Here is a 22,611-nt window from a genome sequence, read left to right on the forward strand (position 1 = left end):
CCAAAGATTCGTATCAAACAAAACCTAGTTTTGTCCAACAAACAATAACAGTCTAAATCAAATTAAAAAAGTCTCGAATAAGATTTGTATGTCCTTATACCTTTCGGGAGGAGAATACTCTTTTGGAATAAATGCTTTTTCCTTTTGCAAAAGGAAAAGATCTGCAAAAGAATAAAAGAAAGAAGTTATAAATAATTGATCAGAAAATTCTAATTGATCAAATGATACTTTGAGTTCATCCTGACCTTCTAAAACTATTATTTCGTCTTTACAACAGGATTTTTTTTTCACATGATCATCTGATGAATCGTCATGGTTCATCATATCCATACCACAATCTTTGGCTTTTGAATATACTGCTACATCCACTAAGAAACGACCGCAATAGTGTTTCTCTACAGTAAAAGAAAACGTAGAAATAAGCACTAAAGATGCTAATAAAAGAGATGATATTTTCTGAAAAATATTTTTCATTGATAAAACAAAAATACATAATATTTAAAGAATTGCTGTTTTTTTACATTTCCCTTAGAAACTTTTAACAAAACAATACCATTCTAAAAATCTGTCAATCTTAAATATTTTAGATATTTTAGCCGGAAAAATTGTAAGGAATGCCATTTGAAAAATTAAAGCCAGAAGTTGTTAATATACTTGATAATTCAGAAAAAAATGTAACCGATCGCCTTCATGAAGTATGTAAATTACTGAATGATCATATTGATTATTATGATTGGGTTGGTTTCTATTTTAGAAATGGTGATAAGGAGGAATTAAAGCTTCGTACCTATGTTGGTGAGCCAACAGATCATGAAATAATACCTTTTGGAAAAGGAATCTGTGGACAAGTAGCAGTATCGAATGAGAATTTTGTTGTTCCCGATGTTCAAGCTCAGGATAATTATATTGCTTGTAGCTTTACAGTAAAATCCGAAATCGTAATTCCCCTGTTTAAGGATGGTGAAAATATTGGTCAAATAGATATCGATTCGGAAACTCCAGATCCGTTTACAGAAAAAGACGAAAGATTTCTTGAGTTTGTAAATCAAGAGGTTGCTAAAATTTTATAATAGTAGTTTTTACTTTCTAGATACATAAACTTCAATAATCAATTCTTCTTGTAAGTGAGAAGTAATGAAGCTTAGATACCTATAACAAAAACTAATCCAACAAGTAAAATTTTTGGAATCTATGAATTAAGTTTAATTTTATACGTATCAGAAGCTTACTATAATTATGTCTCCATTACTTCAAAAAATATACGATCTACAAGATATCAATAGCTTATCAAAACACGAGCAAATTGTGAACGGTATTATAGATGCAATTGATGCTAGGGTATTGAAAGTAGGAGATAAACTTCCTTCTATTAATGAAATGGTTGCAGAAGTCGGATATGCACGAAAAACTTTTGTAAAAGCATATACTGAGCTAAAGGAAAGAGGGCTTGTAGAATCCAAAAATCTAAAAGGTTATTATATTATTAGTGAAGAAACGAATGTTACCCTAAAAGTAGCATTGATTTTATTTGCATTTCATAGTTTTCAAGAAGATTTTTACAATACCTTTAGAAAAGAACTTGGTAAAAAATACCATATTGATGTCTTCTTTCATCATAATAATCTTAGTTTATTTAAAACAATCTTAGACAATATATCTCGTAAATACGGAATGTATGTAATCGCCCCGATACAAGAAAAAGAAGTTCCTGCCATGCTAAAGCAGATTCCATCAGATCGATTATTAATTGTGGATCGTTACCTAAAAATGCCTAAAGACTATTCTTATGTTTCGCAGGAATTTGAAGATATTACCTATCAAAAATTAGAAGAACTTACTCCACAGATAAAAAAGTATGACAGATTTGTGTTATTCTTTAAAAAAAATTCTGACTTCCCTCCAGAGATTTTAGCAGCTTTTAATAGATATGTTGATAATTATCAAATCAATGGAATTGTATTGGATAGTTATGAACCGAATACACTTAAGAAAAGTACTGCCTACTTTTCTATCAGTGATACTCAACTGTGGAAGGTTTTAAAAGATGCTCGAAAAATGGAGTATCGAATTGGAGCAGATATTGGTATTCTTGCTCATGATGATAATATTGTGAAAGAAATTGCCTTTGGAGGTATCACTACGATCTCCACCGATTTTACGCTAATGGCCAAAAAAGCTGCTCATTTTGTAAAAGAAGGCAATCCTATCAAAGAAATTACACCAACCTATTTAAGACAAAGAAACTCTTTATAGATCCATAATCTATTTTAGTTTTACCTTCCTTTTCGAACCATACTACAAAGGGAATACACCTCTCTTTTAAATTTAGCATGTCTTATTAAACATCAACTTAAACTATTTCATATATCTAATTTTTTACATGTTTAATTACGAATAATTCAAAATATAGCGCAATAAAATTTTGATATAAAAATAAATATTCTACTTTTGTAAAGTAGCATAGAGTATCATAGCATAGTGTATTCTTTACTCAAATTTTGTCGAAAAGACAGAAAATCATTAACAAACACACAAATCATATGAGGCAAAAAATATGTAATCGTATAATGATGTTGCTGCTTGGATTAAGTACTACCTTAATGTATGCGCAACAAACTGTTTCTGGAACAGTAACAGAACCTAACGGTCCTTTGCCGGGAGCAAATATCTTGGTAAAAGGAACCACCAATGGAACAACTTCAGATTTTGACGGAAAATACACTTTAGACAATGTAGCTCCTGATGCTATACTTATCTTCAGCTATGTTGGTTTTATCGCTCAGGAAATTCCTGTAAATGGTCAAACGACAATAGATGCTTTATTACAAGAAGATGCTGCAGCATTGGACGAAGTGGTTATTGTAGGATACGGGTCACAATCCAAAAGAGATGTTACGGGAGCAATATCTCAGATTAAATCTGAAGACATCAACCAAGTAGTAACTGCCAACCCAACTGCAGCTTTGCAAGGAAAACTTGCAGGAGTACAGGTCGAAACTGCCGGTGGTGCTCCTGGTAGTCCAGCCAATGTATTTGTTAGAGGTGTTAGTTCTTTAACCAATTCTTTTCCCTTGTATGTTGTTGATGGTACTATTACAGACAATATCAACTATCTAAATTCTAAAGATATTGTCAATCTTCAAGTATTAAAAGATGCAACTTCTGCAGCAATCTATGGATCCAGAGCTGCTAATGGAGTTATTATCGTAACTACCAATAGAGGGAAACAAAATGCCAGTCCTACAGTAAATATAGATGTAAGAAGTGGTGTTAACACACAATCCAAAAGATTGGATCTACTTAATGGTCCAGAGTATATTGCTTTTCTAAATCAACGAAGAATTAATGACGGCCAACCAGGTGATATTCCTGATCCAGGCATCAATACAGATTTTCAAGATCTAACCATCAATATGGGAACCATTCAAGATTTTGGTTTCAATATCTCTGGAGGTGGTGAGAATTCTAAGTACTTTTTTAGTGCCAATTATTATGATGAAGAAGGACTTCTTATAAGTGAGGAGTTTAATCGAAAGAACGCTCGCTTAAATAGTGAATTCAAATTAGGTCAACTAAAAATCCAAGAATCATTTGGTTTTTCTGAAAACCGATTTACGCGAAATAATGCCTTCGGAAATCAAGGAGGAACAGTTCCTATAATTCGTCCTTTTGCCTCAGAAAACGATGGAGGTTTTGAAGCGATTAGTGATCCCGTATTTGGAATTGGAGGAACTAACAAATTTGCTAATGCACAATTAGTTGACGATCAAAATATCGAACGCAATTTCTTAGGCAACATAAATATTTCCTATGAAATCATAGAAGGACTTACTGCAAAACTTAATTTCGGAACTGAGTATACAAGTTTTTATCGAAACACTTTCCAACCTACATTTTTTCAGAGTAATATAGATAGTGAAGTTAATGCAAATCCCCTCAATGACCTTACCGAAGTGCGAGGAGAACGCTATGCCACTAACGTAGAACCAACACTGAATTACAAAAAAAGTATTGGTGATCATAACTTTGACCTTCTTGCTGGAGGTGCTCGCCAAGATATTACAACAAACACACTGGCAATTTATGCGGAAGGACTACCAAGTAACAACATAACCAATATCGCACAGTTTACTGATAATATTATAAATTCAGGTGGTGGACGTTTTGATAATAAATTGTTCTCCGTTTTTGGACGTGTTAACTACAATTACAAACAAAAGTATTTACTTACGGCTATCGTAAGACGCGATGAAACTTCGTTATTTGCAGATGGTTTTAATACTGGGACCTTCCCTTCCTTCTCCGCAGGATGGGTCGTAAGTGATGAAAATTTCTTTAATCAAGAAGGGCTTTTTAATTACCTAAAAGTAAGAGCTGGATATGGAGAATTAGGATCTCAAAATGTTGATCCTTTTTCTAATCAATCTGTAGTAGAGCCCAATTCCCCAATTACAGTTGGCGGCGCAGCAGGACAAATTCCTGGATTTGCTATTACGAGCTTGGTAGATCCTACACTAAGTTTTGAAACTTCAACAACCATTAATTTCGGTATTGATACCTCATTATTAAACAATGCTTTAAAATTAAGTTTAGATTACTTTAATAGAGATAATGAAGATGTTATACAAGCAGTTGCAATTCCCGATTCCAACGGATCCGTGAATCCTGTATTCCAGAACGCATCTTCTATTAATAATAAAGGTTTCGAATTTGAAGCTGCGTATAATTACGATACTGGTGGTGATTTAACTTTTAATGTAGGCTTTAATATTTCTGCTATTGACAATGAACTAACTGATTCTCCAAATCCTATTGTTGGACCATCCTATAATGAAGAAGGATTAAGAGCAAACCGTTTTGAAGTTGGACAACCACTTGGGTTTTTCTTTGGGTTCAGAACAGATGGAATCTATAATAACCAAGCAGAAATCGACAATGATCCTTTTTTAGCAAACGATCCAGATCGTAGAGCTTTATTACAACCTGGAGATTTTAGAAGAGTTGATATTAACAACGATGGAATTATAAACGATGAAGATCAAACATATTTAGGAGATCCAACTCCAGACTTTGCATATGGTATTAATCTTTCTGTAAATTATAAAAATTGGGATCTTGGCGCTTTCTTTAATGGTGTTCAGGGAAATGAAATTTATAATGTTACCAAATTCTTTGGATACTTCTTCCTAGATGACAATAAACTAGGAATTGTAAGGGATGCTTATACTCCAGAAAATCCTAATACCAATCTCCCTAGAGTAACCACACAGGATACTGCAGGGAATCAGCTTCCTTCAGATTTCTTTGTTGAGGATGGTTCTTTTTTCCGTCTTAAAACCTTAGAAATAGGGTATAATTTAACCGGTCTTGTTGGAAAGAAATGGGTTTCTAATGCCAGAGCATTCGTAAATGTTCAAAACTTATTTACTATTACCGATTACTCAGGTTATGACCCCGAAATTGGATCCAACAATAGTGGATTAGGAACCAATAGAGGATTCTTTGGTTTTACACCTTTAACGAGTGCTGACTCTGTTTTTGACAGAGGATTAGACGTAAGAGCACAGCCTAGACCACGTACTTTTACTTTTGGTTTACAAATGTCTTTTTAAAAAAATAAAAAAATATACTAATGAAAACGATTAAAAAAATACTACCTCTTATAATGTTGCTACTTTTTGTCGCATTCTATTATAGTTGTGATGAAGAAGATCTTAATATTTCGAATCCAAACAACGTAGCAGAACCAGAGTTTTTCCAAACGGAAAATGATTTTAGGTTAGCTGTTAACGGAATGTACCACCCTATTACTGCTGTTTTATTCTGGGGCCGTGTAATTCATACAGGTGCTATGCTTAGATCAGATGCTTATAATGTGATTCCGTTTCAACAAAATACCACTATGTCTACTTTAGAAGGACAACCCGGTATTTCGAGATGGGCAGTGGATTTATATCCACAGTTATATCAATCTATTGCAAGAGCGAATAAAATTATTGAAGAAGATGCCAGTAATAACGTGTTGTCGGGTGATGTACAAAATGAAATATTAGGACAAGCACATTTTCAACGCGCATTTTGCAATTGGTACTTACTAAACCTATTTGGAACCGCACCACTGGTCATGAAAACACCAGATCCTCAAAACCCTGAAGAATTCTTCCCATCGAATGCAACACCTGCTATGTTCAATGATGCAATCATTGCAGACCTAACCGAAGCTATTAATAGGCTACCTCAGTCCTGGGGAGAAAACGACATAGGACGACCTACTAGAGGATCAGCACTGGCTTTGCGTGGTAAAACATATTTATATTTAGAAAATTGGACAAATGCTATTGCAGATTTCACAGAAGTAACCACTTTAGGATACTCTCTACTTCCATCTGATAATTATGGGGATAACTTTTCATCAAACCCAACGTTAGAAAACAATTCAGAATCAGTATATGAGCTTCAGTATGTGGCGCAAGACAATTTTGTATGGGGAGCAGACGCGCCACTTACTGGATCTCAGTCTAATTGGCATATTGACTATTCTCCTCCACACGTAAGTTTAGATCAAGGACATGTAATCAACCCACACATACTTCAAGTTTTCGAAGACAACGGAGATGTGATCAGACGAAATAGAACGATTGCCTTTGACTATCCTGGAGCCACTGGATATGGTGGAGCCCCTTTTACAGAAGACTTTGCTCCAAGTATAGAAGTAGCACAAAATCTTGGAGTTCCTGCATTATTCTCCAGAAAATATGCTGGTTTAGATGAAGGCTTGTCTAGTGCAGAAATTCCTGGTTTTGGACATACGTTGGGAACCAACTGGAGAATTATACGCTATGCTGATGTGTTATTAATGCTCGCTGAAGCGCTAAACGAAAATGGAGCTACACCAGATGCTATTCCCTTTATTAATCAAGTTAGAGAACGTGCACAAATCTCTTTATTACCTAATACCCTATCTAAAGAAGAAGTAGAACAAGCCATTATTGATGAACGTATCATGGAATTAACTGGAGAAGGACATCGATTTTTTGATTTAGTTCGTTGGGAATTAGCCGATGATATTTTAGGACCAGGTTCTACAGTTGCTGGAGGACGTCATCCAAAATCATTAGCTGGACCAGCTGCAGTATTTACAACAGGACAGGATGAGCTTTTATGGATCCCACTATCCGAAATACAAGCTAATCCAAATTTAAACCAAAACGATGGATACTAACCGTAATACGTAAACCACAGTTTGATTGTAATATTTAATTGTTTTAGTTAACCAAGCAAACCTTAACCACAAGTTTGCTTGGTTTTTAAAAATTCAGAAACATTCCTTGAAAAACATCCTCTTACATATCTGCATTATCGTTTTGTTTTTTAGTTGTAAAAATAAAACCAATCAGGATTATTTATTTACACAACTACCTGCATCAAAAACAAGCATCCAGTTTCAAAATACTATTATCGAAGATGATAAGATCAACGCCATAGATTTTCAGTATTGCTATAATGGTGGTGGTGTAGGTATTGGAGACTTTAATAATGATGGATTACCTGATATCGTTTTTACAGGAAATCAAGTATCTAGTAAAATTTATCTTAATCTTGGAAATATGAAATTCCAAGATATTTCCGAAGTATCTAATTTCTCTACCTCTTCTTGGATAACTGGTGTTAGTATTGTAGATATCAACTCTGATGGATGGGATGATATTTATTTGAACGTTGGAGGCTCTGATTGTAATAATAATTGTAACAACCTTCTTTACATTAACAAAGGCATAAATCAAAAAGGAATTCCAAGTTTTGAAGAACAAGCTAAAATTTTTGGCTTAGATGATGGCAACTATAGTCAACAAACTATTTTCTTTGATTATGATTATGATGGAGATTTAGATGCTTACATAGTACATAATGGTAATACGAAAAGGGATAGAAACACACCTATACCCAAAAAATATCTACCCGATCATTTGTCTGATTATCTTTTAGAGAACACAACAGATCCAAATACCAATCAAATCTATTTCCACAATATCTCTGACAGTCTAGGAATTACTCATAAAGGATTCGGCCTTGGTGTGGCTATCAATGATCTTAACAATGATCATTGGCCAGACATATATGTAAGTAATGATTTTATAACTAATGATCTACTCTACTTAAATAAAGGTGTTAATAAGCAAGGAATACACCTTGGATTTCATGAAATAAATCAACAAGTACTATCTAAGCAAACGTATAATGCCATGGGTGTAGATGTAGGAGATATTAATAATGATGCTTTACCCGATATATTGGTATTAGACATGCTTCCAAATGATTATGAAAGGCAGAAAAAAATGTTGGCAGCTAACAATTATGATAAATATCTCCTTTCCCAAAGGAATGGATATACACCGCAATATGTCCATAACACATTACAACTTCATAATGGAACCGTTTCGAATAAAATATTACCAACTTCCGAAATTGGTTTTGCCTCTGGAATAGCAAGTACCGATTGGAGCTGGGCTCCGCTAATAGCAGATTATAATAATGATGGAGATAAAGATATCTACATCACTAACGGTTATGTGAAAGATATCACGGATTTAGACTTTATCAACTACTCTGAAAACAATAATATTTTTGGGACACCAAACGCACGCAAGGAAAAATTTAAAACTCTAGTAGATCAATTACCTGGGATTCACCTTTCGAACGTATTTTATCAAAATAATGGGAGTACAAAATTTACAGATGTATCTTCACAATGGACAAAAAGTATAAAAACCTATTCTAATGGTTCTGCTTATGCGGATTTAGATTTAGATGGAGACTTGGATCTAATCGTTAACAATATTAATAGTACCGCGTCTATACTAGAAAACCACACTTCAGAAAAGAATAAAAAGTTCCTTAGAATACAACTTAAAGGAACTTCTAACAACAAGCATGGCATTGGATCCAAAATTATATTATGGGAAAAAGAACAGAAACAGACACAGTATCAATCGGTAGTTAAAGGATATTTATCATCTGTAGAACCTATCCTACATTTTGGGATTTCTTCAGAAAAAATAGATTCGATACAGGTAATTTGGCCAGATCAAAGTTCACAAACGATCAAAGATATAGGCACTAATCAAACCTTATCTATCGACTATAAAAAAAGCTCATATAAGCGTCCTATTAAAGAAGAATTTTTAAACTTCGAAAAGGATCTTACTATCTTTCCTTATTTACATGAAGAAAATTACTTAAATGATTATCTACAGCAATCATTACTAAGTCATCAATTTAATTCATTCGGCCCTTGTTTGAGCTCAGCAAATATAGATACTCAAAAAGGTGATGAGATTTTTATTGGCGGAAGCAAAGGAAAATCAGGTGTTCTCTTTAAGGAAAATCAAAATGGAATATACCAACCTATTCAACAATTTGAAACGGATTATGAAGATACAGCCTCGATATTTATAGATATAGATCAAGATGGAGATAATGATTTATATGTAGGTAGTGGTGGTAGTGATGCTGGAAATAGCACAAAACTCCTTAAGGATCGAATATACCTAAATAATGGAAATGGTTCATTTTCAGAAAAACAATATAACGTGCTTTCAGAAATACAAACCAACACTAGCTGCATTGCCTCTAATAATGTAACAAATGGATTACAACATATTTTTATTGGTGGAGGTGTGCAACCGGGAAAATATCCGCTCTCTACCCCTAGTTTTTTAGTAACAAACAAGAATGGTACTTTAACAAAAGTCCACAGTACAGCATTTTCAAATACTGGAATTGTTACTGATGCGATATGGGCAGATATAAATAATAATAAAAACAAGGAATTAATTGTAGTGGGACAATGGATGCCTATTATGATGTATCATATCCAAGACGAGAAAGTAGAAGAAATCCCTGTACAATGGGAAAATAAAGATGGAGAAGTTATAGAGTTATCAGGATGGTGGAATGCTATTGCTCTAGAAGATTTTGATAACGACGGTGATTTGGACATACTTGCTGGAAATCAAGGAATGAATAGCTTCATACAACCTACTTTTGATCAGCCATTGTATGTCTACAAAAAAGATTTTGATCAAAACGGAAGCATTGATCCGCTATTAGCCCAATACTTTGAAACTCCTGATGGTATTTCTCTTAAACCTGTTCATACCAGAGATGATATTATGAAACAGATTGTTAGCCTGAAAAAAAAATATCCTACTTACAATGATTTTGCAAAAACAAGCTTTCAAGAATTATTAAGCATAGAAAACCTAGAAGAAGAAACGTTCCATGCCAACATATTTCAATCTATTTATGCGGAAAACATAGGGAATAATACTTTTAGAGTTTCTTACTTACCGAATGTCTGCCAGCAATCTCCTATAAACGATTTTCTGGTAGATGATTTTGATAAAGATGGCTACAAAGATGTTCTCATTGTGGGAAACAACTACTCGGCAGAGGCTAATTACGGAAGACACGATGCTATCATTGGCATATACCTAAAAGGCACTAACAAAGGATTCGTTCCTATACACAATACTGAAAGTGGATTTGTGGTATCCAAACAGTCTAATCATATTATTTCTGTCCAAAATAAAAATGAGGAGAAACTAATTATAGCTACCCAGAACAATGATAGTGTTGTAGTACACCGCTTAAACAATCAAAAGAGAAACTCTCTGGCAATTAAACAACCACACTTGGATATCAACGAATAGAGGAAACATGAAAGAAGTAATTACTACTCATACTATAGAAATACAACAAAAATCTAAGGATTTTAAGGTCAGTATTCATTTACTTGAAGAACAAAATAACGTTACCATTTACAATATTAATTTCTCTTCAGCATCCGAATTTCAACCTCAAGAAGTAACCCTTAGATGGAAAATTCCTGCAGTAAATGTAAAAGGAGTATGGAAACCTACTACTGATTTTGCCAAAAGAATTATGGACGACTGGGAATTAGATCATATGGAATCGAGAATTTCCGTAGACTCACCAGTCATTTCATTATTTGGGCATGATGATAGCAATGTTATGACTTTTGCATGCTCGGATGCCATAAACACAAAAAAACTAAATGCATTATATCGAGAAGAGGATAATTGCATGTATTGTCATATCTCATTCTTTACAGAGAGGCATCATAAAATTACCGATTATAATGCACAGCTAAGAATTGATCAAAGTCAACAACATTTTTCAGCATCGCTAAAAAGTGTAGGAAAATGGTGGGAAGGTTTTCAAAATCTCATCCCAGCAAATGTTCCAGAATTAGCCAAAGTACCCGTTTATTCCACCTGGTATCAATATCATCAAAAATTAGACACTATAGATCTTATCGAGGAATGTAAAATAGCAAGTACATTAGGATATGAATTGATAATCTTAGATGATGGATGGCAAACAAAAGATGAAAATCGAGGGTATGACTATACGGGTGATTGGCTTCCAGAACGAATTCCTGAAATGGAAAAGTTCATACAAGACATTCATAAAACAGGTATGAAATCAGCATTATGGTACTCTGTTCCATTTTGTGGTAAAAAATCAAAAGCTTATCAAAAGTTTAAAGGTAAGTTTTTAACCGAAGAACATCGTTGGGCTCCTGTTTTTGATCCCAGATATCCAGAAGTAAGAGCATACCTCATTAGCTTATATGTAAATGCTTTAGTAGCTTGGAAAATTGATGGTTTCAAACTTGACTTTATAGATGAATTTAAGGTGTATCCAAGTACAAAACTCACTAAAGAAAATGGACGTGATTATTCATCGGTAAATATTGCTGTAGATAGACTTATGACCGATATTATTAGTTCTCTTCATGCTATAAATCCTGAAGTTGTCATCGAATTTCGACAGAAATATACTGGCCCCGCAATGCGTAAATATGGAAACATGTTTAGAGCTTTCGATTGTCCAGGAGACTCTGTGATGAATAGAGTACGAATTACAGATATCAAAATGTTATGTGGAGATACTGCGGTACATAGTGATATGTTTACCTATCATAAGGAAGAACCTTTGGAGATAAAGGCTTTGCAACTAGTAAATACCTTATTTGGAGTTCCGCAACTATCTATTTTACTTAAAGATGCGTCTCCTGAAGAACTTTCCATGATACACTTTTACACACACTACTGGAGAAATCATAAGGAGATTTTCTTAAATGGCAGATTTACTCCTCAAAGACCTTTGGCTAATTATCCAATACTAAAATCAGCTACTGAAACACATACCATTATTGGAGTATTTGACAATTATACTATTGATTTTTCTGAAAACACTAATAAAGTTGATATTATAAATGGCCAGTTTGAAACTAAAATAGTTTTAAGTAGTGAGCGAGATTATGGCGCCTATAATTGCAAAATTTATGATTGTACTGGTAAAAAAATTAGCAAAAGTAAGTTAATGATATCAATTGGAGTGTCGCAAATAAAAGTTCCCGTTTGTGGATTAATCAGATTAGAAAAAGTCTAAAACTATCAGTATTAGCCCTCCAAAAACAAACAGAAAAGAAAAATGACGCATAAAACATAATACAAACGATTACATTTTTTTTAATTGATGATTCTCTTTTCAATTGATATAATAATTCAGATATTTATAATCAACCGATTGATCTTCTGTAAAAATATCAGCTTTTTAAGATGATTATCTAATAATCAACTAAAACAAAACGGATATAAATAAAGCTAACTATTGCCTAATGGATAAGAAATATATCATAGCCTTTGACCAAGGAACTACTAGCACACGAGCCATTATTTTTAACACAAATGGTGTTATTTGTGGCATCTCTCAGAAAGAACTAACGCAATATTATCCACAATCAGGATGGGTAGAGCATGATCCACAAGAAATTTTTAGGCATCAAAAAGAAGTATTCGAAGAGGTATTATCTGAATCTAAAATACCAGTAGACCAAATTGCAGGAATTGGTATCACAAATCAAAGAGAAACCACAGTAGTATGGGATAAAAATACTGGTGAGCCTATCCATAAAGCTATTGTATGGTTAGACAAAAGAACTTCTAATATCTGTAAAAACTTAAAAGAAAAAGGTTTGGAAGAATACGTCTCCAAAAACACGGGTTTAGTAATTGACTCTTATTTCTCAGGCACAAAATTAAAATGGATATTAGACCATGTAGAAGGTGCTAGAGAAAAAGCGTCAAAAGGAGATTTATTATTCGGAACGATTGATACTTGGCTTATTTGGAAATTCACCAATGGCAAGAGACATGTTACGGATCATTCTAATGCATCTAGAACCATGCTATATAATATTTTGAACTTAGAATGGGATTCAAAAATGCTCTCTGAGTTAAATATTCCAAATTCAATGCTTCCCGAAGTTTTATATTCTTCGTCAGATTTTGGCAGTATCAATTATCAAGGAAAAGAAATTCCAATATACGGAGTAGCTGGTGATCAGCAAGCCTCTCTTTTTGGACAAGGAGGTTACAAATCTGGAATTGCTAAAAACACTTATGGAACCGGTTGTTTTTTATTACTAAATACGGGAAAGAAACCCTATCAATCTAAAAATGGATTACTTACTACCTTATGTTGCAGTCTTCCTGGAGATAACATAAAATACGCCTTAGAAGGAAGTGTATTCGTAGGAGGAGCTTCTGTACAGTGGTTACGAGATAAATTACAAGTAATAGACAAAGCATCAGAAACAGAGGAGATTTGCAAATCTACTCCTACAGCAAAGGATCTATATGTAGTACCTGCATTTGCAGGTTTAGGAGCACCTCATTGGGACATGAATGCGAAAGGAGCAATTTATGGCCTCACGTTAGATTCTGGTAAAAACGAAATTATAAAAGCTACTGTAGAAGCCCTAGCATACCAAACTAGGGATGTATTGGATGCTATGGTAGAAGATAGTGGTAAATTAATGAGAGAACTTAAGGTAGACGGAGGGGCATCTGCCAATAATTATTTAATGCAATTTCAGTCGGATATTCTTAATGTAGATGTGGATCGCCCAGCAATGTTAGAAGTAACCGCACTAGGTGCAGCATTCCTGGCAGGAATAAAAGCTGGGGTTTGGACAAAAAAAGATATATCAAAAATTAGAATTGTAGATACCACGTTCAAACCCCAGATTTCTGAACATGAAAGAAATCGGAAGTATACAGGTTGGAAAGATGCTGTGGAGCGTACGAAATCTGCGAATGCCAAAATGGTTGCCGCTAAAGAACAAGGAGCCATACGTTTTTCAATTCTGGACAGAAACAGACAATTATTACAAGCTCAAACTACAAAATATGATTTAATTATTATTGGCGGTGGAGTTACTGGAGCAGGAATAGCATTAGATGCTTCCTCCAGAGGTCTAAAAGTATGTTTGGTAGAGAAAAATGATTTTGCTTCGGGAACCAGCAACAAGTCTACTAAACTCATTCATGGGGGATTACGATACCTAAAGCAAATGGAAATAGCTTTAGTAAAAGAATCAGGAAGCGAACGAGCTACCGTTCATAAATTAGCGCCGCATCTGGTTGTTCCTGAAAAAATGTTACTTCCCCTAATAGAAGGTGGAACTTATGGTAAAATGATGACTGCTATTGGACTAAAAGTCTATGATTTTTTAGCCAATGTAGAAGGAGATGATAAACGAAAGATGTTGAGTATAGAAGAAACAATAGCCAAAGAACCTTTACTGAATAAAAATGGACTTACTGGAGGCGGGTATTATGCAGAATACAGAACCGATGATGCGAGACTAACTATTGAGCTTCTTAAAAAGGCAGCATCCTATGGTGCGAATATCATCAATTATTGTGAAATGAAAACATTTAACTATAATGACGAAGGTAAAATAAAAAGTCTACAATGCTTAGATCATAATACTGGAAAAAGTTTTACTATAAAATCCAGAAACTACGTCTCTGCAGCCGGACCTTGGGTTGATTTGTTAAGAGAAAAAGATGATTCTATGAATAATAAACATCTACATCTTACCAAAGGAGTACATATAGTTTTTTCCAGAGAGAAGTTTCCACTTACACAGTCTATCTATTTTGATGTACCCGACGGAAGGATGATTTTTGCAATTCCACGTGGTAGAGCTACCTATGTAGGTACCACAGACACTAATTACAGTGCCAATTTAAATCGAGTTGTAGCGACAAAAGAAGACGCTCAGTATCTACTAGATGCCGTAAACAATATGTTCTCAACGCTACATCTAACCATAGAGGATATTGAATCTAATTGGGCTGGATTACGACCTTTAATTCATGAGGATGGGAAAGATCCTTCAGAACTATCCAGAAAGGATGAAATTTTTATTTCTAAAACAGGGTTAATCTCTATTGCAGGAGGAAAACTTACAGGATATCGTAAAATGGCGCAACGGGTCATTGATGCAGTGCTAAAAACTATGAGTAGTAAAAGAAGAGAGCAATTTTCTAAATCCTACACCCAGAATATTCAACTAACAAGTGACCCGTTGGAGGACACTGCTGAAGTTAACCAATATCTAGAAGAAATTAATCAACAGTTAAAAGATAAAGGTCTGAATGATGAGCACTATGGCTGGTATCTAGCTACCACCTATGGTAAACAGGCAACTATTATTATAGATAAAATCTCTTATTTCTTAAATGATACTATTGAAGAAAAATTAATACGATCAGAAGTTTGGTATGGAGTACATCATGAGATGGTAAATGGCCTGGCTGACTTTTTTGTTCGTAGAACAGGAAGATTATATTTTGATATTGGCAGTGTACATCAATACAGATCTGTAGTACAAGAAGATCTAGTAAAATATCTTGGTTGGGACGAAGAACGTCTGGAACGAGAAAATCAATATTTAGATCTCTTATTATTAGATGCATCTACCTATTACGAATATGAAATTGTATAAATGTAAATAAAGAGCTCACTTGGCTTTCTAAACTCTATTAAAAACAAAACATATGGGAATACTTTCATTTATTGGATTTACATTATTAGTAGCAGTATATGCCTGGTGGAAAACAAGAAGTACAGATGAAAAATCTGCTGATGGATATTATCTTGGAGGAAGAAGCCTCGGAGCTATTACGATTGCAGGTTCTTTATTACTTACAAATCTATCCGCAGAACAAATTGTAGGCTTAAATGGACAAGCTTTTTCCGAAGGTATTCTTGTAATGGCGTGGGAAACACTGGCAGCTATTGCTATGGTGCTTACCGCTATATGGTTATTACCAAAATATATGAAGGGTGGTATCACCACAATTCCAGAATTTATAGAAAAACGTTTCGATGAAAATACTAAAGCAATATTATCCGTTTTATTTCTAATCGCTTTTAGTATTGTATTATTACCTACCATCCTTTACTCAGGATCATTAGCCTTTAGTACCATGTTTGACTTACCATCTTTATTAGGTTGGTCTCAATCTGCATCAATCTGGCTTTGTGTTTGGAGTATAGGCTTAATAGGTATCATCTATGCCATTTTTGGAGGTTTAAAAGCTGTTGCTGTATCAGATCTTATAAATGCAATTGGATTATTAATCGGAGGACTACTCATCCCTTATTTTGGTTTAAAGCTGATTGGAGATGGTAGCATGATGGACGGTATGAATACCTTGTGGACCGAAAATCAGAATAAATTTAACGTTACCGGAGGGGTTACTTCCTCTATTCCCGTAGGAACTATATTTACAGGAATGATGATTGCTCAGATGTATTATTGGGGTACGAATCAATCCATACTGCAACGTGTTTTTGGTGCCAAAAGTTTAAAAGAAGGACAAAAAGGTATGATGCTCGCAGCATTTGTAAAATTTCTAATACCTGTAATCGTTGTACTCCCAGGAATTATTGCATGGAACGTATTTAATGGAGAACTTAGTTCGGCAGATCGAGCGTATCCAGAACTAGTTCGTAAAGTGCTTCCACCCGCATTACTTGGTTTTTTTGCAGCAGTATTATTTGGAGCTGTATTGAGTTCTTTTAATAGTCTATTAAATAGTAGTGCTACACTTTTTGGATTTGACTTGTATAAGAAATTTTTTAATCGAAATGCAAGCGAACTCCAAACGGTAAAAGCGGGTAAATTATTTGGCTTTATTGTAGCCATGATTTCTATGACCATCGCTCCTTTTATCGCCAATGCTCCAGCAGGTCTTTTTTCTTATATCCAACAAGCATTAGGAAGCTTAAGTGTACCTATTCTGGCTGTGGTTATCATTGGAATTTTAACTAAGAAAGTGCCCGCAATTGGGGCTAAAATAGTATTAATCGGCGGTGTACTGATGTATTTAGTAAGCTTACTTATTTTGGGACCTCATTTCACAAATGAGGCGTTATTAGAAGCTGCTACCAATGGTATTACAGACTCTGATCAATTAGCTATTATAAAAGCTGAAGCCTATCCACACTTCTTGCATGTTATGGGTATTTTGTTTGTCATTAATGTTGCTATCATGCTCATTGTAGGAATGTGGAAACCCAAAAAAGATATCTATACACCTATAACTACAGAAGTTATTGACACTACCCCTTGGAAATATGCTTTTGCTGTTGGGGGACTGATTACACTACTAGTATTGAGCACCTATCTAATATTCTAACCATTATATAAACTTATTTGCTATCTGCTTTCGGTTATAAAGTGTATTGTATTAACTTTACAACTCGTTCTAATAAAAACTCTTGAAAACAAAAAAATGAAAATATTAGTAACCGGTGGATTAGGGTTTATCGGATCGCATACAGCGGTAGAACTACAAAATGAAGGGTACGAAGTTGTTATTGTAGATAACTGTTCTAATTCTTCTCCAGATGTTTTAAAAGGGATTGAAGCAATTACTGGAAAACAACCAATTTTTGAAAACTTTGATCTAAGAGAAAAAGAAAAAGTCCAGGACTTTTTTAAACGTCATCATGATATTGAAGGAGTTATCCATTTTGCGGCATCAAAAGCAGTGGGAGAAAGTGTTGAAAAACCTCTGTTATACTACGAAAACAATATTAGTGTTCTTGTATATATCCTTCAAGAATTACAGAAAAAAGACAAAACTAGTTTTATCTTTAGTTCTTCATGTACTGTATATGGACAAGCTGATGAGCTTCCCATTACCGAAAATGCACCTGTAAAAGTAGCAGAATCACCATATGGTAACACCAAGCAAATAGGAGAAGAAATCATCAGAGATACCTGCAAGGTACAACCCAATCTAAATGCTATTGCTTTGCGCTATTTTAATCCTATTGGTGCACATCCATCCGCAGAAATAGGAGAATTACCCATAGGTGTTCCACAAAATTTGGTTCCATTTATTACACAAACTGCTATTGGACTAAGAGAGCAGCTTTCTGTTTTTGGTGATGACTATCCTACAGAAGATGGCACTTGTATTAGAGACTATATCCATGTTGTTGATCTTGCAAAAGCACACGTAGTAGCATTGCAGCGTTTACTTAAAAACAATAATGTTTCTAATTATGAGGTGTTTAATGTAGGGACAGGAACTGGTAGTTCGGTATTAGAGGTGATACAATCTTTTGAAAAGGTTTCTGATCAAAAACTAAATTATAAAGTGGTAGACCGAAGAGAAGGCGATATTACATCAGCTTATGCGAACACTGACAAAGCTAATAATGAGTTAGGCTGGAAAGCTAAAAGCAGCTTAGATGAAGCATTATCATCTGCCTGGAAATGGGAACAAAAGGTTAGAGCATAAAATACCTTTTTCTATATCGTATAAATAAAAAAATCCTGAAGCATGCTTCAGGATTTTTTATTATCTGTTAGATACTTCTACTAGTAGAAGTTTGCTCTTTTATCTTCGATATCTGCTGCTTCTTTCAACGCATTAAAAACTCTTGTATTAACAGCGTTTGCTTGTGTTTTAGATTCTTGGGCGGCATAACTCATATAAGTATCTAAACCGCTAGCAGGTGTTTTCTTAGTAACTTCTACAACGTATACTCCATTATTACCAACAACTGGTTCAGAAATTTGACCACTTTCTAAAGCGAAAGCTGCTCCTACTACTTTAGGCTCTGTTCCAGCACCACTAATTGTTGGAGTCTTCATATTAAGTGCAGAAGCTGTTTTAACAACTTGTGATTGACTCTTAGCGATTTCATCCAAACTTGTACCAGAAATTTTATTCTTCAACATTTCCGCTTTCTTCTCCTTGATAAGTATTGGCTTAACAGTAGCACTTGCATCTTCTACCTTTTGAAGTCCTTTAGATGCTTTTCCAGTCAGCTGCACAACCGCATATCCATCAGTTACATCAAAACGTTTCACATCTCCTACTTTTGTCTCTTCATTAAAAGCCCATTGCACAATAGATCTTTGAGCTCCAAGTCCAGCAATATTTTCTGCTAATTCACTAATCTTGTTTACAGGACGAACGTTATACTCACTTTCTTTTGCCTTCTCAGCGAAGTCTCCATCCTTAGTAGCTATCTGAAACTTTGTAGTTTCGGTAAATATATCGTTAATAGTTTTCTCACTTGCTTCAATTTCTCTAGCAATCGTTCCAACTTTTACAGCCTTTTGCTCATTTTTCTTGTCTTCGATATTAATGATATGATATCCAAACTGTGTTTCTACAACTCCCATATCACCAACATTGTTATCAACGATATAATCGTTAAATGCTGGAACCATTCTACCAGGAGCAAAATATCCTAGGTCTCCACCTTTATCCTTATTAGAATTATCTGCAGAAAAATCTTTTGCAAGTGTTTCAAATTTAGCCTTATCCGTTTTAACCACAGCAAGTAAGCTATCTGCCAATGTTTTTGCTTCTTCTTTAGTACGCTCTGTATCTCCCGCAGTACCTAAACCTTTCCAAGAAACTAGGATATGACTTGCTTTTAATGAATCGTGTAATTGCTTATTCGCAATTACTTTAGATATTTTAATATATTTCCCATCCTTATATGGTCCATAAACTTCTCCAACTGGTACGTTATATAACGTATCAGCAACTGAAGTAGGTAAGTCTTTTTTAAACAAGAAACGATCATTATATTTTAAAGCAGAACTTTGATCAACATTGATAAATTCTTCAATATTTTCTGCTTTCTTAAGTGCTTCCACTTGTTCTGCCACTTCAGCAGTTAAACGCTCTTCGTCTTCTTTACTTGGTTCTTCTTTAAAGAACACATATCTCATATTTCTAGACGCTTCTGCCTGATATAAATCAGGATGCTTATCTATATACGATTGAATTTCTGCATCAGATACTGTTACGTCTGTATCAGGAATACTTGTAAAAGGCAATTGAACATATTTAATATCCACTACATCATTTTCCATTTTGTATGCCAACTCACCTTCTTTAAGAGTAGCTCCTACTCCAGCCTTAATCATATTAAGATATGTTTGCTCTAAAGCTCCTTTTCCTAAAGATCTCTTATAATCAATCCATTGTTGGTATGCTACAGGATTGGCTTTAATACTTGCCACATATTCTTGCATTTTTGCTTTATCAAAAACTCCTGCTTCGTTTTGAAAGGTAGGGTTATTAGCTAATCCTTCTTCTAATAACTGATTTACTTCATCAGCACCAGCTCTAATACCAAGCTCTTCGAACTGACCATCAAAAACTATTTGTCTTACTTCTTGATTCCAAACATAGTTTACAGTTTGTAGGTTAGATCCACCACCAAAATTTCTAGAAGCTGCTTCTACCTTCTGTGCAAAATCAGTTCTATCAATTTCTTTCCCATTTATAGTAGCAATAGTATTTGCTGCTTTTTGAGAAATAGCTCCTCCATTTCGAATCAAATCCGCCAATACAAATGAGAAAAGCGCTAATGCGATAATCACAATTAAGAAAACGGAACGTTGTCTGATTTTATTTAAAACTGCCATTTTAAGTTTAATTTATTGAAATATAGTGGGCGAAAATACCATTTTCTTAGAATATTACCAATTAAAGACAGAAAGTCTTTACAACTTTTTTTACATTTTATTTTTCATGAAATTTTACCGTAAAAAATTACAGATTAATCCCACAAAAAACATAATTCAATTAACTGATTTTAAAACATATAACAAATAAAAAAGGAGTCATCAACTGGAACAAGCTTTCTGAATAAAAAAAGAAAAGTTACATGATTTTTACACCAGAGGAATTTTGTTTTATAGAAATCAGTCTTCTTCCTTAAGCTTTAATTCTACGATTTCTATTTTGGTATTAGAGGTTTCTATAATATTTACCGTTACCGAGTCGATATTCACAACATCACCTTGCTCTGGAATTTCTTCTGTATGATTTACAATCATTCCACCTAAGGTTTCATAATATTCACTTTCAGGTAGATTTAGTTTATAGGTTTCATTGATATAATCTACTTCCATTCTAGCCGAGAAACGATAATGATTTTCTGCCAATTTATCTTCTATCAAATCTACAGAATCGTGCTCATCCTCTATTTCTCCAAAAAGTTCTTCTACGATATCTTCTACTGTAATAATCCCACTAGTACCTCCATATTCATCTATAACTACAGCTACACTCTTGTGTTTTTTAGTAAGCAAATTTAAAACGTCCTTTACGTACATGGTTTCAGGTACAAATACTACGGGAAGTAAAATAGATCTGATTGACTTCGGCTTTTTAAACAGTTCAAATGAATGCATATACCCTATGATATCATCAATAGTATTATTATACACCAATATCTTAGACAATCCCGTATCAATGAACAGCTGGGTTACTTCTTCTAATGGTCTTGACTTCTCTATTGCAATGATCTCGGTTCTAGGAATCATTACCTCTCTGGACTTTACATCTGAAAAATCGAGCGCATTTTGAAAAATTTGAATTTCACTATCTATTTCATCATGCTCCTCTACAGTTTCCATTTGCTCTGTAATATAATCTCCAAGCTCAGTTTTGGTAAAAGCAAGTTGTACCTCATCACCGTCAGTTTTCAAAAACTTTTTTAAAACAAAGTCAGAAATCCAGATAACAAAAGAGGAGATAAACCAAAAGATCACATAAAAAAAATAGGCTGGCACAGCAAACACCTTTAATAAGGTATTGGCATAGATCTGAAAAAACACCTTTGGTAAAAACTCTGCTGTGACTAATATTACAAAAGTAGATATAATTGTCTGTAGCAATAAATTAACACTTCCTGCCAAATCCGGATAATACCCTTTTATGAATCCCATTAACAGCTCTCCCATGTAGAATCCATAAACTACCAGTGCGATGTTATTACCCACTAACATGGTAGCAATAAATTTGGAAGGTTTTTTTGTTAATCGAGATAAAATCGTAGCAAGAAAACCATCTTGTTTTTTTTCTATCTCGATATGAATCTTATTCGAAGACACATAAGCAATCTCCATCCCAGAAAAAAAGGCAGAGAGAATAACAGAAAGTACAATTACAACAATTTGTAGCTCCATTATTTGTTATCCTGGTTACTATTGGCATCAATTCTTTTACGGAAATTTCTCTTAAAGAAGAACATAAAAACAGCTACTCCAGCGAAACAGAGATACAAAATACTTCTACTATCTTGTTGTCCCCATTCCTCATATGCTTGATATAGAAAAAAACAAGTAATAGCTAGATAAGCAAATTCAAAAAATCTAAAAATTTTCATCATATTCAT

13 protein-coding genes are annotated in these 22,611 nt (G+C 34.2%); 9 read left to right on the forward strand and 4 right to left on the reverse strand.

Annotated elements, in window-relative coordinates:
* Positions 1 to 57: 57 nt before the first annotated feature.
* Positions 58 to 474, reverse strand: coding sequence for an HYC_CC_PP family protein (locus ACWNT5_RS14090; protein ID WP_456517685.1), 417 nt, complete (start codon positions 472 to 474; stop codon positions 58 to 60).
* A 140-nt stretch (positions 475 to 614) separates the two neighbouring features.
* Here ACWNT5_RS14090 and ACWNT5_RS14095 point away from each other — a divergent pair, with 140 nt between their 5' ends.
* The 9 genes from ACWNT5_RS14095 to galE all read left to right on the forward strand — a co-directional run bounded on the left by ACWNT5_RS14095 (position 615) and on the right by galE (position 18,701).
* Positions 615 to 1,070 (forward strand): GAF domain-containing protein, encoded by a 456-nt coding sequence (locus tag ACWNT5_RS14095; RefSeq protein WP_299605761.1) that lies wholly within the window; start codon positions 615 to 617, stop codon positions 1,068 to 1,070.
* 166 nt (positions 1,071 to 1,236) lie between these two features.
* Positions 1,237 to 2,253, forward strand: a complete 1,017-nt coding sequence (locus ACWNT5_RS14100; RefSeq protein WP_456517686.1) for a GntR family transcriptional regulator — start codon at positions 1,237 to 1,239, stop codon at positions 2,251 to 2,253.
* Between the two features lie 287 nt (positions 2,254 to 2,540).
* Positions 2,541 to 5,612, forward strand: a complete 3,072-nt coding sequence (locus tag ACWNT5_RS14105; RefSeq protein ID WP_456517687.1) for a SusC/RagA family TonB-linked outer membrane protein — start codon at positions 2,541 to 2,543, stop codon at positions 5,610 to 5,612.
* 20 nt (positions 5,613 to 5,632) lie between these two features.
* The gene (locus ACWNT5_RS14110; protein ID WP_299605755.1) at positions 5,633 to 7,222 is read left to right on the forward strand and encodes a RagB/SusD family nutrient uptake outer membrane protein; all 1,590 of its coding nucleotides are present in this window, start codon (positions 5,633 to 5,635) and stop codon (positions 7,220 to 7,222) included.
* Between the two features lie 106 nt (positions 7,223 to 7,328).
* Positions 7,329 to 10,712: a VCBS repeat-containing protein gene (locus ACWNT5_RS14115; protein ID WP_456517688.1), complete on the forward strand. Its 3,384-nt coding sequence runs from the start codon at positions 7,329 to 7,331 to the stop codon at positions 10,710 to 10,712.
* 7 nt (positions 10,713 to 10,719) lie between these two features.
* Entirely contained in the window at positions 10,720 to 12,480 is a 1,761-nt protein-coding gene (locus ACWNT5_RS14120) for a glycoside hydrolase family 36 protein (RefSeq protein WP_456517689.1), read from the forward strand.
* Positions 12,481 to 12,709: 229 nt separating this feature from the next.
* Positions 12,710 to 15,889: a glycerol kinase GlpK gene (gene glpK / locus ACWNT5_RS14125; RefSeq protein WP_456517690.1), complete on the forward strand. Its 3,180-nt coding sequence runs from the start codon at positions 12,710 to 12,712 to the stop codon at positions 15,887 to 15,889.
* Between the two features lie 52 nt (positions 15,890 to 15,941).
* The gene (locus ACWNT5_RS14130; protein WP_456517691.1) at positions 15,942 to 17,588 is read left to right on the forward strand and encodes a solute:sodium symporter family transporter; all 1,647 of its coding nucleotides are present in this window, start codon (positions 15,942 to 15,944) and stop codon (positions 17,586 to 17,588) included.
* 96 nt (positions 17,589 to 17,684) lie between these two features.
* Entirely contained in the window at positions 17,685 to 18,701 is a 1,017-nt protein-coding gene (gene galE / locus ACWNT5_RS14135; protein WP_456517692.1) for a UDP-glucose 4-epimerase GalE, read from the forward strand.
* Positions 18,702 to 18,781: 80 nt separating this feature from the next.
* On the opposite strand, the gene ACWNT5_RS14140 is transcribed toward galE, so the two are convergent.
* The 3 genes from ACWNT5_RS14140 to ACWNT5_RS14150 all read right to left on the reverse strand — a co-directional run bounded on the left by ACWNT5_RS14140 (position 18,782) and on the right by ACWNT5_RS14150 (position 22,602).
* Positions 18,782 to 20,854 (reverse strand): peptidylprolyl isomerase, encoded by a 2,073-nt coding sequence (locus ACWNT5_RS14140; protein WP_456517693.1) that lies wholly within the window; start codon positions 20,852 to 20,854, stop codon positions 18,782 to 18,784.
* A 279-nt stretch (positions 20,855 to 21,133) separates the two neighbouring features.
* Complete coding sequence (locus ACWNT5_RS14145) at positions 21,134 to 22,402, reverse strand: hemolysin family protein (protein ID WP_299605737.1); 1,269 nt, start codon at positions 22,400 to 22,402, stop codon at positions 21,134 to 21,136.
* The gene (locus tag ACWNT5_RS14150) at positions 22,402 to 22,602 is read right to left on the reverse strand and encodes a hypothetical protein (RefSeq protein ID WP_456517694.1); all 201 of its coding nucleotides are present in this window, start codon (positions 22,600 to 22,602) and stop codon (positions 22,402 to 22,404) included. The genes ACWNT5_RS14145 and ACWNT5_RS14150 overlap by 1 nt, the downstream gene beginning before the upstream one ends.
* Positions 22,603 to 22,611: the final 9 nt, after the last annotated feature.

The sequence above is a fragment of the Aquimarina sp. 433 genome, from assembly GCF_054054605.1.

Excerpts from the sequence above, each read along its gene's own strand:
- ACWNT5_RS14090 (WP_456517685.1), bottom strand. The coding sequence starts at position 474 with ATGAAAAATATTTTTCAGAAAATATCATCTCTTTTATTAGCATCTTTA.
- ACWNT5_RS14095 (WP_299605761.1), top strand. The coding sequence starts at position 615 with ATGCCATTTGAAAAATTAAAGCCAGAAGTTGTTAATATACTTGATAAT.
- ACWNT5_RS14100 (WP_456517686.1), top strand. The coding sequence starts at position 1,237 with ATGTCTCCATTACTTCAAAAAATATACGATCTACAAGATATCAATAGC.
- ACWNT5_RS14105 (WP_456517687.1), top strand. The coding sequence starts at position 2,541 with ATGAGGCAAAAAATATGTAATCGTATAATGATGTTGCTGCTTGGATTA.
- ACWNT5_RS14110 (WP_299605755.1), top strand. The coding sequence starts at position 5,633 with ATGAAAACGATTAAAAAAATACTACCTCTTATAATGTTGCTACTTTTT.
- ACWNT5_RS14120 (WP_456517689.1), top strand. The coding sequence starts at position 10,720 with ATGAAAGAAGTAATTACTACTCATACTATAGAAATACAACAAAAATCT.
- glpK (WP_456517690.1), top strand. The coding sequence starts at position 12,710 with ATGGATAAGAAATATATCATAGCCTTTGACCAAGGAACTACTAGCACA.
- ACWNT5_RS14130 (WP_456517691.1), top strand. The coding sequence starts at position 15,942 with ATGGGAATACTTTCATTTATTGGATTTACATTATTAGTAGCAGTATAT.
- galE (WP_456517692.1), top strand. The coding sequence starts at position 17,685 with ATGAAAATATTAGTAACCGGTGGATTAGGGTTTATCGGATCGCATACA.
- ACWNT5_RS14140 (WP_456517693.1), bottom strand. The coding sequence starts at position 20,854 with ATGGCAGTTTTAAATAAAATCAGACAACGTTCCGTTTTCTTAATTGTG.
- ACWNT5_RS14145 (WP_299605737.1), bottom strand. The coding sequence starts at position 22,402 with ATGGAGCTACAAATTGTTGTAATTGTACTTTCTGTTATTCTCTCTGCC.
- ACWNT5_RS14150 (WP_456517694.1), bottom strand. The coding sequence starts at position 22,602 with ATGAAAATTTTTAGATTTTTTGAATTTGCTTATCTAGCTATTACTTGT.